Source organism: Bradyrhizobium sp. KB893862 SZCCT0404 (assembly GCF_018130885.1).
Lineage (GTDB): Bacteria > Pseudomonadota > Alphaproteobacteria > Rhizobiales > Xanthobacteraceae > Bradyrhizobium > Bradyrhizobium stylosanthis.
The window spans coordinates 828,006-840,134 of record NZ_JAFCLT010000001.1 but is presented as its reverse complement, the minus strand read 5'-3'; the positions used below and the strand labels follow the sequence as shown (position 1 = coordinate 840,134).

Annotated in this window: 15 protein-coding genes; 8 read left to right on the top strand and 7 right to left on the bottom strand. The window is 66.0% G+C overall.

The genetic code is table 11. The features are described from left to right. Positions 1-14: 14 nt before the first annotated feature. Positions 15-755 (bottom strand): M15 family metallopeptidase, encoded by a 741-nt coding sequence (locus JQ617_RS04265; RefSeq protein WP_245323256.1) that lies wholly within the window; start codon positions 753-755, stop codon positions 15-17. A gap of 213 nt (positions 756-968) precedes the next feature. Between JQ617_RS04265 and JQ617_RS04260 the strand changes: the two genes are divergently transcribed. The 4 genes from JQ617_RS04260 to JQ617_RS04245 all read left to right on the top strand — a co-directional run bounded on the left by JQ617_RS04260 (position 969) and on the right by JQ617_RS04245 (position 5,273). Next, positions 969-1,916 (top strand): aspartate carbamoyltransferase catalytic subunit, encoded by a 948-nt coding sequence (locus JQ617_RS04260; protein WP_080137055.1) that lies wholly within the window; start codon positions 969-971, stop codon positions 1,914-1,916. 5 nt (positions 1,917-1,921) lie between these two features. Continuing rightward, a complete protein-coding gene (locus tag JQ617_RS04255; RefSeq protein WP_063684789.1) occupies positions 1,922-3,223 on the top strand; it encodes a dihydroorotase in 1,302 nt (433 codons plus the stop codon). A gap of 62 nt (positions 3,224-3,285) precedes the next feature. Beyond that, a complete protein-coding gene (gene plsY / locus JQ617_RS04250) occupies positions 3,286-3,882 on the top strand; it encodes a glycerol-3-phosphate 1-O-acyltransferase PlsY (protein WP_212024644.1) in 597 nt (198 codons plus the stop codon). A 200-nt stretch (positions 3,883-4,082) separates the two neighbouring features. Continuing rightward, positions 4,083-5,273, top strand: coding sequence for a patatin-like phospholipase family protein (locus JQ617_RS04245; RefSeq protein ID WP_212024642.1), 1,191 nt, complete (start codon positions 4,083-4,085; stop codon positions 5,271-5,273). Here the strand turns inward: JQ617_RS04245 and JQ617_RS04240 are convergent. Beyond that, the gene (locus JQ617_RS04240) at positions 5,265-6,509 is read right to left on the bottom strand and encodes an amidase (RefSeq protein ID WP_212024640.1); all 1,245 of its coding nucleotides are present in this window, start codon (positions 6,507-6,509) and stop codon (positions 5,265-5,267) included. The two genes, JQ617_RS04245 and JQ617_RS04240, sit on opposite strands and share 9 nt — an antisense overlap. 8 nt (positions 6,510-6,517) lie before the next feature. Next, positions 6,518-6,799, bottom strand: a complete 282-nt coding sequence (locus JQ617_RS04235; protein WP_212024638.1) for a DUF6959 family protein — start codon at positions 6,797-6,799, stop codon at positions 6,518-6,520. 93 nt (positions 6,800-6,892) lie between these two features. Here JQ617_RS04235 and dprA point away from each other — a divergent pair, with 93 nt between their 5' ends. Continuing rightward, on the top strand, positions 6,893-8,035 hold the full coding sequence (gene dprA / locus JQ617_RS04230) for a DNA-processing protein DprA (protein ID WP_212024636.1): 1,143 nt from the start codon (positions 6,893-6,895) through the stop codon (positions 8,033-8,035). On the opposite strand, the gene JQ617_RS04225 is transcribed toward dprA, so the two are convergent. Beyond that, on the bottom strand, positions 8,032-8,442 hold the full coding sequence (locus JQ617_RS04225; protein ID WP_212024634.1) for a winged helix-turn-helix transcriptional regulator: 411 nt from the start codon (positions 8,440-8,442) through the stop codon (positions 8,032-8,034). The two genes, dprA and JQ617_RS04225, sit on opposite strands and share 4 nt — an antisense overlap. An 83-nt stretch (positions 8,443-8,525) precedes the next feature. Here JQ617_RS04225 and JQ617_RS04220 point away from each other — a divergent pair, with 83 nt between their 5' ends. Beyond that, a complete protein-coding gene (locus JQ617_RS04220) occupies positions 8,526-9,134 on the top strand; it encodes an FMN-dependent NADH-azoreductase (RefSeq protein ID WP_212024632.1) in 609 nt (202 codons plus the stop codon). A 58-nt stretch (positions 9,135-9,192) separates the two neighbouring features. On the opposite strand, the gene JQ617_RS04215 is transcribed toward JQ617_RS04220, so the two are convergent. Then, positions 9,193-9,375 carry a hypothetical protein gene (locus JQ617_RS04215; RefSeq protein ID WP_063683007.1) on the bottom strand — a complete coding sequence of 61 codons (183 nt, stop codon included), beginning with the start codon at positions 9,373-9,375 and terminating at the stop codon, positions 9,193-9,195. A 177-nt stretch (positions 9,376-9,552) separates the two neighbouring features. Next, the gene (locus JQ617_RS04210; RefSeq protein ID WP_063683006.1) at positions 9,553-10,326 is read right to left on the bottom strand and encodes a glucose 1-dehydrogenase; all 774 of its coding nucleotides are present in this window, start codon (positions 10,324-10,326) and stop codon (positions 9,553-9,555) included. 121 nt (positions 10,327-10,447) lie between these two features. Here JQ617_RS04210 and JQ617_RS04205 point away from each other — a divergent pair, with 121 nt between their 5' ends. Next, positions 10,448-10,915 (top strand): winged helix-turn-helix transcriptional regulator, encoded by a 468-nt coding sequence (locus JQ617_RS04205; RefSeq protein ID WP_212024631.1) that lies wholly within the window; start codon positions 10,448-10,450, stop codon positions 10,913-10,915. Between the two features lie 203 nt (positions 10,916-11,118). Then, entirely contained in the window at positions 11,119-11,673 is a 555-nt protein-coding gene (locus JQ617_RS04200) for a flavodoxin family protein (protein ID WP_212024629.1), read from the top strand. A gap of 49 nt (positions 11,674-11,722) precedes the next feature. On the opposite strand, the gene JQ617_RS04195 is transcribed toward JQ617_RS04200, so the two are convergent. Further along, positions 11,723-12,073: a hypothetical protein gene (locus tag JQ617_RS04195; protein ID WP_212024627.1), complete on the bottom strand. Its 351-nt coding sequence runs from the start codon at positions 12,071-12,073 to the stop codon at positions 11,723-11,725. Between the last annotated feature and the right edge of the window lie 56 nt (positions 12,074-12,129).

The following is a 12,129-nucleotide window of genomic DNA, read 5'->3' as shown; positions in this document are numbered from 1 at the left end:
TCCTCGGCGCGGAATCAGTTCCGCCGCGGCTGAATAGGGAAATCATAGGCCTCCCCGCCTGCCCCCGGCAGGGAAAAATGCCACCACTCCTTCGAATAGTTCACAAAGCCTTGCCTCGCCATCGCAGCCACCAGCCGCTTGCGCCAGGCGCGTTGCTCCGCACCGATCGACGGTGCCGCGGTATGGCCCTTGGTGTCGGTGCAATCATAACCGGTCCCCATGTCTACGCTGCCTTCCGGAGCACGCGTCTCGACCGGCGCCGTACAATCGGCATAGGTTTTCGACGGGTCGTATTTGCCGGAATTGTCGGCCTTGAGATCGACCAGCGTGAGGTCGAGCGCCGCACCGGTGGAATGCTGCGAACGGCTCGCGATGTAACCGAGACGAAACAGCTCGGTCTTCGGGATCTTCGGATTGTAGCGCCGCTCGGCGGCGGTCTCGTGGCCGTTCTGCGACCACTTCACCATGTCGAGCGAGGCCCGCGCCGGCCGGTAACAGTCGAACATCTTCAGCGACAGGTTCTGCGCCGCCAGCTCCGCCTGAACCGCCTTCAGCCGCAGCCCGACCTCGCGCTTCACCACGCATTCCCCGGCACCGTAGCCGGCGAGCGGACGGCCGACGAAATTGTTCGAGGTCGCGTAGCGGATGTCCTGGATGATGCCGGGATCGATGTCGCGGAGATAGACGAAGCCGCCGGGGAGCGATTGGGCGTGGGCGGCGCTGATCGTCATTGCGGCCAGAAGAGCTGTCGCCATTATTTTCATAGGTGGCCCCGCATCGTCATGGCCGGGTTTATCCCGGCCATCCACGTTCTTTTTGCATCAATTGCGATAGAAGAACGTGGATGCCCGGGACAAGCCCGGGCATGACGGAGAGGACGAGCCCGACCAGACAGATCAGGGGATAACTCCCTACCCCGGCATTGGCCCTTGCTCCCCCCGCCATCCGCGCCTATAGCTCTCGCTTTAATGACATCGAAATCGACCTTCGTCCTCGGCCACCGGCATTTGCTGGGCATCGAGGGCCTTTCCGCGGCCGACATCACCGGCCTCCTCGACCTGTCCGAAGAATATGTCGAGCTCAACCGCCAGGTTGACAAGAAGCGCACCGTCCTGCGTGGACGGACGCAGGTGAACCTCTTCTTCGAGGCCTCCACCCGGACCCAGTCCTCGTTCGAGCTCGCGGGAAAGCGGCTCGGCGCCGACGTCATGAACATGTCGGTCGCCTCCTCGTCCATCAAGAAGGGCGAGACGCTGATCGACACCGCGATGACGCTCAACGCCATGCACCCGGACATCCTGGTGATGCGCCATCACGCCTCCGGCGCGGTGGAACTGCTGGCCCGCAAGGTTGACGGTTCCGTGATCAATGCCGGCGACGGCGCCCACGAGCATCCGACCCAGGCGCTGCTGGACGCCCTCACCATCCGCCGCAACAAGGGCCGGATCGAGGGCCTCGTGGTCGCGATCTGCGGCGACGTGCTGCACTCGCGTGTCGCCCGCTCCAACATCATCCTGCTCAACACCATGGGCGCCCGCGTCCGGGTCGTCGGCCCCTCCACGCTGCTGCCGCCCGGCATCGAGCGGATGGGCGTCGAGGTCGCGCGCGACATGCGCGAGGGTCTCAACGGCGCCGACATCGTCATGATGCTGCGGCTCCAGCGCGAGCGCATGAACGGCTCCTTCGTGCCGTCGACCTCCGAGTACTTCAACTATTTCGGGCTCGACCAGAAGAAGCTCGCCTATGCCAAGCCCGACGCCCTCGTGATGCATCCCGGCCCGATGAACCGCGGCGTCGAGATCGACACGGCGGTCGCCGACGGCGCACAGTCCCTGATCCGCGAGCAGGTGGAGATGGGTGTCGCCGTCCGCATGGCGGTGCTGGAAGCGCTCGCCCGTAACCTGCCGAACGCGTGATGCCCATGTTGACCGATCGCCGCCCGATCCTGCTTGCCAATGCCCGCGTCATCGATCCCTCCAGGGATTTCGACGGCGTCGGCGACGTCCTGATTGCCGACGGCACCATCCGCGAGACCCGCCGCGGCATCGGCGCGGCCGGCGTCCCCGAGGGCACCGACGTCGTCAACTGCGCCGGCAAGATCGTCGCGCCCGGCCTGATCGACATGCGCGCCTTCGTCGGCGAGCCCGGCTACAGCCATCGCGAGACCTTTGCGTCAGCGAGCCAGGCGGCTGCGACCGGCGGCATCACCACCATCATCTGCCAGCCCGACACCCTGCCCGTCGTCGACAATTCGGCGACCGTGGACTTCGTGATGCGCCGGGCCCGCGACACCGCGATCGTCAACATCCAGCCGATGGCCGCCCTCACCAAGGGCATGCGCGGCGAGGAGATGACCGAGTTCGGCCTGCTGAAGGCCGCCGGCGCGGTCGCTTTCAGCGACGGCGACAAAAGCGTCACCAACGCCCAGGTGATGCGCCGGGCCCTAACCTACGCCCGCGATTTCGACGCGCTGATCGTGCACTACACCGAGGACCCGCATCTGGTCGGCGAAGGCGTGATGAACGAGGGCGAGTTCGCAACGCGGCTCGGCCTGATGGGCATTCCGAACGCGGCGGAAGCCGTGATGCTGGAGCGCGACATGCGCCTCGTCGCGCTGACCGGCGGCCGCTATCACGCGGCATCGCTGTCCTGCGTCGACTCGCTCGACGTGCTCAAGCGCGCCCGCGATTCCGGGCTCGCCGTCAGCGCCTCGGTCTCGATCAACCACCTTGCGCTGAACGAGAACGACATCGGCCCCTACCGGACCTTCCTGAAACTGTCGCCGCCGCTGCGCACCGAGGACGACCGCCGCGCGCTGGTCGCCGCCGTCGCCTCCGGCCTCCTCGACGTCATCATGTCCGATCACAATCCGCAGGACGTCGAGGTCAAGCGCCTGCCGTTCGCGGAAGCGGCGCCCGGCGCCGTGGGGCTCGAGACCATGCTGCCCGCCGGCCTGCGGCTGGTGCACAATGGCGAGCTGGAGCTGAAGACGCTGATCCGGGCGATGTCGACCCGGCCGGCCGAGCTGCTGGGCCTGCCCGGTGGAACCCTGCGCGTGGGCAGCCCGGCGGACGTGATCGTGATCGACCCCGATACGCCCTGGGTGGTCGATCCGGCCGACCTCAAATCGCCCTGCAAGAACACCCCGTTCGACGAGGCCCGCTTTACAGGCCGCGTGGTGCGCACCATTGTCGGCGGACGAACGGTCTATGAACATGTCTGAAGCGCAGGATCATGCGTGGCGTCGCAGTTCAGCATCAAGGTGCAGCCATGGGAGGTTCAGCCATGGGGCTTGAAGCATTCCTGCCGGTGGCGCTCGTCATCGGCTACCTCTTCGGCTCGATTCCGTTCGGGCTGATCCTGACGAAGCTTGCCGGCACGCAGGACATCCGCTCGATCGGTTCCGGCAGCATCGGCGCCACCAACGTGCTGCGCACCGGACGCAAGAGCCTTGCCGCCGGCACCCTGCTGTTCGACGCGCTCAAGGGCACCGTCGCCGTGGTGATCTGCGGCTACATCGCCGGCCCCAATGCCGCGATGGTGGCGGGGCTCGGCGCCTTCCTCGGCCATCTCTTCCCGGTCTGGCTCAAGTTCAGGGGCGGCAAGGGCGTCGCGGTCTATATCGGCATCCTGCTCGGACTGTTCTGGCCGGCCGCCGTGGTGTTCTGCGTGCTCTGGCTGGCGACCGCCTTCACCACCCGCTACTCCTCGCTCTCGGCGCTGGTGGCGTCCTTCATCACGCCGATGTTCCTGTGGTGGTTCGGCCACCTCGCGCTGTCGGCGCTGTTCGCGGTTCTGACGCTGCTGCTGTTCTACGCGCATCGCGAGAATATCAAGCGCCTGCAATCGGGCAAGGAAAGCCGTATCGGCGAGAAGGCTTAAGTCGCGTTCTCGAGCGAAGCGGATAGCGGTTCGCGTCAGCCAAAATCTGAAGCCGGAAAAAGTACGGATACCGCCGCACCATCTCCGCATTATATGCCAAATCCTGTTCGCAACTCTCTTCCGACTCACGGCAGGCTGTAGCGAACGGGTTCCACGCCTGTCATCCTGACAGTGGAAATGGCGTTACGCGGTTGCTCAGAATGAGCGAGAAGATGGACGCGCATATCGATGCTGGTTCGCAAGGTGCAGCACGCACCGCGGCAAGCCAGCTGCTCTCGGCAACGGACATCTGGTCCGGCGCTCCCTCGCCGCCTCCCGCGATAGAGCCTGCGCCCGTCTCTCCCTCAGCGCCCATCGCCGTCGCGCCACCGCCGCGCCGCGTCGAAGTCGAGGCCGTCGCCCCATCCGTTGCGATCAGGCAGCCATCAAGATCATGGCCGCCGAAAAAGCTTTCGCTGGCCCTCCAGGGCGGCGGCACCTTTGCCGCCTTCGCCTGGGGCGTGCTGGAGCGGTTGCTGGAACAGCCCGATATCGAGATCGACACGATCAGCGGCGCCAGCGCCGGCGCGATCAACGCGCTGCTGCTCGCCTGCGGTCTCGCTGAGGGCGGCCGCGAGGCGGCCCGCGGCCGGCTGAACCGGTTCTGGGTCCGCCTGATGCATGAGGCCTCGTTCCGTTCGTTGATGCTGGTCGGCGGATTTTCTCCGGCGGGAAGCTCGGTCGCGTTCGGCCCGACGCTGCGCTCCGGCCAGTTCGATCCATTCGATCTCGATCCGCTGCGGCAGGCGCTGTCGCGCGACATCGACTTTTCCGCTCTGCGCGATCCGCGCTGCCCGAAGCTGCTGATCGCGGCGACGCGGATCCGCGACGGCCAGCAGCAGATCTTCCGCAACGACGCCATCACCGCCGATGTCGCGCTGGCCTCGACCTGCCCGCCGCTGGTTCACTGCGCCGTCGAGATCGACGGCGAGGCCTATTGGGACGGCGGCTTCGGCGGCAACCCGCCGCTGGTGAAGCTGGTGCAGGAATCTGCAACCGCCGACCTCCTGCTGGTCCAGGTCACGCCGTCCCGCGACAGCTACGTGCCGATCACGCTCGCGGCGATCGACCGCCGGCTCGACCAGATCGCCGCCAACGCCGCGCTCAATGCCGAGCTTGCCGCGATCGCATGGGCGCAGTCGCAGGCCGCGCCGTCGCTGCGGCTCGCCCGGATCTCAGCCGAAGATTCCGTCGACGGGCTCGCGCAGCGCTCATCGACCGATCTCGGCCGCGGCTTCATCCGCGCGCTGCACCGGAGCGGCCGCGAGGCCGCCGAGCGTTGGCTCGGGCAAGGCGCGTCAGGCGCGGACGCCCAACACACGCTGCCCGCCGCCGAACCGGCGCTAGCCTGATTTCGCCAGCGCGTTCTCCAGGAACCACGCCGACGAAAGCGCCACCGGATCATTGCCGAAGCGCGCGATAACCTGAACGCCGATCGGCAGGCCGTTGGCTTTCAGCACCGGCACGTTGACGCACGGATTGCCCATCAGCGTCCAGACCCGGTTGTAGCGGGGGTCACCGGTCGAGGCGAGCTCCTTGGCCGGCGGCGTGCCCGGCGCCGAATAGGTCAGCAGCACGTCGAAATTCTCGAAGAGTTCACCGAGCTCGCGGCGGCCGCGACGCGCGATGCGGCGGGCCTCGTCGTAGTCTTTCGGCGTCAGCCCGACCGTCGCATCGAGGCTGGCGCGCAGCATCGGTGCGATCTCGTCGTGATGTTGATCGAACTCCCAGGCGAGCGCGCGATGCGCCTCGAAATCCTGGATGATCGGGTGGATGCGCCAGGCTTCCGCCAACGATTCCGGTGCGGCGATCGCCTGCACGCTGGCGCCGGCACGTTCGGCCGCCTTGATGGCAGCTTGCAGTCCCTCTTCCGCCGCCGGCTCGACGGCGCCGGCGAATTCCTGCCGGACCACGCCGATGCGCGGCGCCTTTGCCGGAGCGATGCCGGAGAATTCGGTACGGCCGGTTATTCCCAACAGGCCACGCGCGAGATCTTCCGCGCGCGATCCGAACAGGCCGACCGTGTCGAGCGCCCACGAATAGCATTTGACGCCGACCGTCGGCAGCATCCGGAACGACGGCTTGATTGCGGCAGCGCCGCAATACGCCGCCGGCCGGATCACCGAGCCGCCGGTCTGGGTGCCCAGCGCCAGCGGGATCATGCCGGCGCCGACGGCTGCCGCCGAGCCCGAGGACGAACCGCCCGGCGTGTGACCGAGATTGTGCGGGTTGAGCGTCGGGGTCGGATCGCGCGAGGCGAACGCGGTCGTGGTGGTCTTGCCGATGATGGTGGCCCCTGCCCGCTTCAGCATCATCACCACCGGCGCATCCGAACGCGGCTGCCAGCCGCGATAGATCTCCGAGCCCATCTCGGTTGGCATGTCGGCGGTGTCGATGATGTCCTTGATCCCGACCGCGATGCCGCGCAGCGGCCCGGAGCCTTGCGCCTTGGCGGCCTTGTCGTGACGGACGAAGGCGCGGACGTCCTTCTCCCTGGCCTCGATCGCCGCGTGCGACTGGGCGATGGCGGCGTCAGGCGAAAGCTCGCCGGCTTCGATGCGGCGCTGGAGGTCGGCGAGTGAGATCATGGGTCTTCCTAGGTCAAGGTGCCTCGGTCGCTGAACGGCAGAGGCAGGCTGTGCTCATCCAGGACGGCCTTGTAGTGATTGAGGTAGGACCAAAGCCGGTTTCTGAGCTCGTTGGCATTCTCGTATGCTTCCGACGACCGGTCGAGGGCCGAACAGGCATCGTCTGCCATGCAACAGAGTGAGTGGAGGGTGTCGCCCTGAATCAGCACGCCCGGAAAATGCCGTCCCGGGTGGCGCATCACGGCAGCGTTCGTGGTGTCGGCGAAAATCTCGACCGGTGTGACACGCATTCCAATGCCTCGGACATCATTCGCTTGGTCACCAACCATTTATTGGGGTGCCGCGGCCGGGTCCACCCCTTCCCTACGCCCTCAGGTTGCTCCATGCTGCGCCCACAAGGAGACGCCGTGGACGCCATCAATCCAAGCGTGGAGCTGACCGAGCTAGAGCGGATCGACCGCCTGCGGCTGATCCGTTCCGACAATGTGGGCCCGCGCACGTTCCGTTCGCTGGTCGATCATTTCGGCAGCCCGCGCGCGGCGCTGGAGCGGCTGCCGGACCTCGCCCGCCGCGGCGGCGCGCAGCGATCGGGGCGCATCTGCAGTGTGGACGAGGCCAAGGCCGAGCTCGCCGCGAGCCGCACGTTCGGGATCGCCTGGCTCGCGCCCGGCGAGGACGGCTATCCGGCGCGGCTCGCAACGCTCGACGATGCGCCGCCGCTGCTCGCGGTGCGCGGCGACACCAAGACCCTGATGCGGCCGATGATCGCGATCGTGGGATCGCGCAATGCCTCCGGCGCCGGCTTGAAGTTCGCCGGCCAGCTCGCGCGCGAGCTCGGCGAAGTCGGCTTCGTCATCATCTCGGGTCTCGCCCGCGGCGTCGACCAGGCGGCGCATCGCACCAGTGTCGAGAGCGGCACGATCGCGGTGCTCGCCGGCGGTCATGACTGCATCTATCCACCCGAACATGGCGACCTGCTCACGGCGATCCTCGATCACGCCGGCGCGGCGATTTCCGAGATGCCGCTCGGCCACGAGCCGCGCGCCCGCGATTTCCCCCGCCGCAACCGCCTGATCTCAGGCGCCTCGCTCGGCGTGGTCGTGGTTGAGGCCGCGCATCGCTCGGGCTCGCTGATCACCGCGCGCATGGCGGCCGAACAGGGCCGTGAGGTGTTCGCAGTTCCGGGCTCGCCGCTCGATCCGCGCGCCGCCGGCACCAACGATTTGATCAAGCAGGGTGCAACGCTCGTCACGGAAGCCGCCGACATCGTCAACGCGGTTCAGCCGATCATGGAGCGGCCGCTGATGCATCCCATGAGCGAGCCCGACAGCGAGCCGTTCGAGAGCGATCCGCAAGGCCACGACCGCGACCAGATCACCGGCCTGCTCGGCCCTGCCCCCGTGACGACCGACGATCTCGTGCGGATGTCCGGCGCCTCGCCTGCGATCGTGCGCACCGTGCTGCTGGAGCTCGAGCTCGCCGGCCGGCTCGAGCGCCACGGCGGCGGACTGGTGTCGTTGCTCTAGCTGTCGTTGCGCCGATCGAACTGCTTACGCGCAGCTTCGATCTGCGTCAGATGGTCCATGGCCCACTGCCCGAGCGCCTTCACCGGCTGTTGCAGCCCCCGGCCGAGATCGGTCAGCTCGTAATCGACGCGCGGCGGAATGGTCGGAAAGATCGTGCGCGTGACGAGGCCGTCGCGCTCGAGCCCGCGCAAGGTCAATGTCAGCATCCGCTGCGAAATGCCGCTGATCATGCGCTTGAGCTCATTGAAGCGCTTGGGCCCGTCGCTCAGGTTCATGATGACGAACACGCTCCATTTGTCGCCGACCCGCGACAGGACCGAGGCCACGCCGCGGCAGTCGGCATGGTCGGGACTCGGCAGCTGCGGAGCAGGTAAATCGGTGTGTGCAGGTTTCAATAATGTGCTCATGGCTCAAAAAAGTGCGTTCTTGCGGGGATTTCGATGGTCACTCATGTAGTGCGGGTTACAAATCTATACCATGGGTGACCCAAATGAAACTCCTCCATATCGACTCCAGCGTCCTCGGCCCCCACTCCGTCAGCCGGCAGGTCTCCGCCGCCATCGTCGACCGGCTCCGGCAGGCGACGCCCTCGCTCGAAGTGACCTATCGCGACCTGACCCAGACCCCGCTTGCCCACCTCTCGGGCTCGCATCTGGCCGCCGCACAAGGCGCACCCGCCCCGGCCGAGCTCGGCCCCGACCTTGCTGCCAGCGCCGCTGCCCTCGACGAGTTCCTCGCCGCGGACGTCGTCGTGATCGGCGCGCCCATGTACAATTTTACCATTCCCAGCCAGCTCAAGGCCTGGATCGACCGCGTCCTGGTGGCGGGTAAGACGTTCAGCTACGGGGCGAACGGGCCGCAGGGTCTTGCCGGCGGCAAGCGTGTGATCGTGGCGATCTCGCGCGGCGGATATTACGGCGCGGGTTCGCCGGCTGCGGCGCTTGAGCACCTGGAAACGTACTTGCGCGGCATATTCGGTTTCATGGGCATCACCGATCCCGAATTCATCATCGCCGACGGCATCCAGGTCGGGCCGGAGCATCGCGAGAAGTCGATCGCAAGCGCGCTCCAGGCGGCCACCAGCCTGCGCGCTGCGTAAGATTCACACCGACACCAGCCGCTGCCGGACTCCGGCGGCGGCTGACAGATCGACGAAGTTAGAACCAGGCGCCCTGAATACCGAGGATGACGGCCACGAGCGAAATGAACAGGCCGATACCGGAGAACAGAGCCACGCCGATGAATTCGGAAGTGTCGGAGCGCTTGGCGGGAATGGCGGAACGTTCGGTGAAAATACGCGGTGCTGAAATCGACGAAAAAATGCGAGCTGCCTTCGGCATCACGGGCTCCTTTGAAAATGAGTCTTGTGACCCTCTGCCCGTAAAAATGTCTTTGCAGCACAAGCGAAGGTTCAACACCTCACGCAAAGGTTTAGAAAATAGGTCGCGCAACGCGAGGGAACCGGTCGGCGCAACCGAGTTGACGGCGCCGACCGATTCAATTTGCAGCTTATTTGATCAGCCGCGATAAATCGGCGCGCCGCTCGGCGATGCCACCGCGCCGCCGTCGACGAAGATCTCCTGGCCCTGCACATGCGCCGAATCATCCGAGGCGAGGAACAGCACCGTCTTCGAGATGTGATCTGGTTCACCAATGCGGCCGAGCGGCGTCGACAGCGCGATGCGCTTCTCGAACTCTTTCTCGGCTTCCGGCGTTGCGATCGCGGCGCCCCAGATCGGCGTGCGGATCGCGCCCGGCGCGACCACGTTTACGCGGATGCCGCGCGGCGACAGTTCCGAAGCCATGATCCGCGCCATCGCGCGCACGCCGGCTTTCGCCGCGCCATAGGCCGAATAACCGGGAATGCCGAGCACGGAGATCACCGACCCGTTGAGGATGATCGAAGCGTTGTCGTTGAGATAGGGCAGCGCGGATTGCACCGTGAAGAACACGCCGGTGAGGTTCGTGCTGATGACCTTTTCGAAGACATCCAGCGTCGCCGAGCCGAGCGGCGTTCCGCCGGGAATGCCGGCATTGGCGAACACGATGTCGTACTTGCCGAATTTCTCGGCACCCTGCTTGATCGCTGCTTCCGTCGCGGCGATGTCGGTCGCATCGGCCGCCAGCGCGAGCGCGTTCGGGCCGAGTTCCTTGGCAGCCGCCGCCAGCGTCTCCTTGTTGCGTCCAGTGATCACCACCTTCGCCCCCTCGGCGACGAACAGCTTTGCCGTCGCAAACCCGATGCCGCTGTTGCCGCCCGTAATCAGTGCCGTCTTGCCTTGAAGTCTCATGCTCGCCTCCAGTGGTTTCATTATGAAACTAGATTGCCATCTAGGGCATTTGGTTTTATGATGCAACCACACAAGCGCGTGATCGGCGGCCGGACCGTGCGAACGCGAAAGGACCTGAACGATGGTGAAACGAACGAGCTTTGAGGGGGACTCCTGCCCCATCGCGCGCTCGCTGGACGCACTCGGCGATTGGTGGTCGCTGCTGATCATCCGCGAGGCGCTGTTCGGCCTGCGCCGCTTCGGCGAGTTTCAGAGCAAGCTCGGCATGGCCAAGAACATCCTGTCGGCCCGACTGCACGCGCTCGTGGACCACGGCATCCTGGAGACCGCCCCCGCCTCCGACGGCAGCGCCTATCAGGAATATGTGCTGACACCGAAGGGGCGCGGCACCTTCCCGATCCTGGTTGCGCTCCGGCAATGGAGCGAGGAGTTCGACGACCGCCCCGAGCAGATCGCGACCGTCCTGGTCGATCGCGAGAAAGGCCGCCCGGTGAAGAAGCTCGAAATGCGCGCCGAGGACGGCCGCCTGCTCAGCCCCGCGGATACGATGGTGAAGCCAAGACCGGCCCCGCGCCGGCGGTCGGCGTGACGGGGCACGATTGCCACCACGCCGTCATTGCGAGGAGCGCTTGCGACGAAGCAATCCAGACTGCCTCCACGGAGACACTCTGGATTGCTTCGCTCCGCTCGCAATGACGACCTTGGAGCACCGCGCCCCAATCCCTCACCGTCCCCCTTGTGCAAAAGCTCGACAGCATCAAAGATGGCTAGGCATCCCGAAGCGGCGCCAACATGCCCCTGCTCGCCATCGTCTATTTTTCGATCTCCGGCACCACCGAACAGCTGGCACATGCAGTGGCGCGCGGGGCCGCTGGAATGGCGGAGATCGCGCTTTGCCGCATCGCCGGCGACGACATCGTGTCGGGCCGTTTCCGGAACGAGCGGTTGCTTGAGACGATCGACCGCGCCGGCGCAGTGGCATTTGGCAGCCCGACCTACATGGGCGGCCCAACCGCGCAATTCAAAGCCTTCGCGGACGCTTCAAGCGACCGATGGAGCCAGCAGCGATGGGCCGACAAGATCGCGGGCGGCTTCACGACGGGCGCATGCGCCAGCGGCGATCAACTGCACACGCTGACCTATTTCTCCATTCTGGCTGCCCAGCACGGCATGCTCTGGTGCGGACTGGATATTCCGGGCGGGGAGGATCCGGCCGGCCGCAATCGGCTGGGCAGCCAGCTTGGACTCGCAACGCACCTGATCGACGGCGCCTTGCCTGAGAGCGACCTCGTCACGGCCGAATATCTCGGCCGGCGATTGGCGAGGATCGCAGGCCGCCACAGCTGACCAGCCGTCGCTGCGAGCGTCGCAATCTCTCGCATTGGCGAGGCATGCCTCAGCCCATGCTACCCGGCATGAAACACCGGACTTTGGGATGACCGTCGAGGTAATGTTTCCACACCATCGTCAACCCCGCACGATTGGGCTGCTTGATCACGGCGCCGGCAGGAACGTTCACCCATTCTGCGTCGATGCGAACGCGATAATTCACGCCATCGGTATCCCAATCCGGATCGGAGACGATGTATCCGTCGGCATTGGTGCAGCACTGTCCAAATTCGCTGTGCAAACTCTCGAACCACGACTTGAGCGGCGAGTTGGCGTAACGGCCGTCGTCGCGCCCGAGCGCCGGCGCTGCGACGACGACGACGGCCAGCAGCAGCAGCGCGCGGGTTACTTCGAACATCCCAGTCTCCGCGGTTGCTTACGAAAACACGCGCGCAGCTGCGCGCCCGAACCAGG

Coding starts and splice junctions, on each gene's coding strand:
- JQ617_RS04255 (WP_063684789.1), top strand. CDS start 1,922: ATGTTGACCGATCGCCGCCCGATCCTGCTTGCCAATGCCCGCGTCATC.
- JQ617_RS04245 (WP_212024642.1), top strand. CDS start 4,083: ATGAGCGAGAAGATGGACGCGCATATCGATGCTGGTTCGCAAGGTGCA.
- JQ617_RS04265 (WP_245323256.1), bottom strand. CDS start 755: ATGGCGACAGCTCTTCTGGCCGCAATGACGATCAGCGCCGCCCACGCC.
- JQ617_RS04240 (WP_212024640.1), bottom strand. CDS start 6,509: ATGATCTCACTCGCCGACCTCCAGCGCCGCATCGAAGCCGGCGAGCTT.
- plsY (WP_212024644.1), top strand. CDS start 3,286: ATGGGGCTTGAAGCATTCCTGCCGGTGGCGCTCGTCATCGGCTACCTC.
- JQ617_RS04225 (WP_212024634.1), bottom strand. CDS start 8,442: ATGAGCACATTATTGAAACCTGCACACACCGATTTACCTGCTCCGCAG.
- JQ617_RS04260 (WP_080137055.1), top strand. CDS start 969: ATGACATCGAAATCGACCTTCGTCCTCGGCCACCGGCATTTGCTGGGC.
- JQ617_RS04235 (WP_212024638.1), bottom strand. CDS start 6,799: ATGCGTGTCACACCGGTCGAGATTTTCGCCGACACCACGAACGCTGCC.
- JQ617_RS04200 (WP_212024629.1), top strand. CDS start 11,119: ATGCCCCTGCTCGCCATCGTCTATTTTTCGATCTCCGGCACCACCGAA.
- dprA (WP_212024636.1), top strand. CDS start 6,893: ATGCTGCGCCCACAAGGAGACGCCGTGGACGCCATCAATCCAAGCGTG.
- JQ617_RS04195 (WP_212024627.1), bottom strand. CDS start 12,073: ATGTTCGAAGTAACCCGCGCGCTGCTGCTGCTGGCCGTCGTCGTCGTC.
- JQ617_RS04210 (WP_063683006.1), bottom strand. CDS start 10,326: ATGAGACTTCAAGGCAAGACGGCACTGATTACGGGCGGCAACAGCGGC.
- JQ617_RS04205 (WP_212024631.1), top strand. CDS start 10,448: ATGGTGAAACGAACGAGCTTTGAGGGGGACTCCTGCCCCATCGCGCGC.
- JQ617_RS04220 (WP_212024632.1), top strand. CDS start 8,526: ATGAAACTCCTCCATATCGACTCCAGCGTCCTCGGCCCCCACTCCGTC.
- JQ617_RS04215 (WP_063683007.1), bottom strand. CDS start 9,375: ATGCCGAAGGCAGCTCGCATTTTTTCGTCGATTTCAGCACCGCGTATT.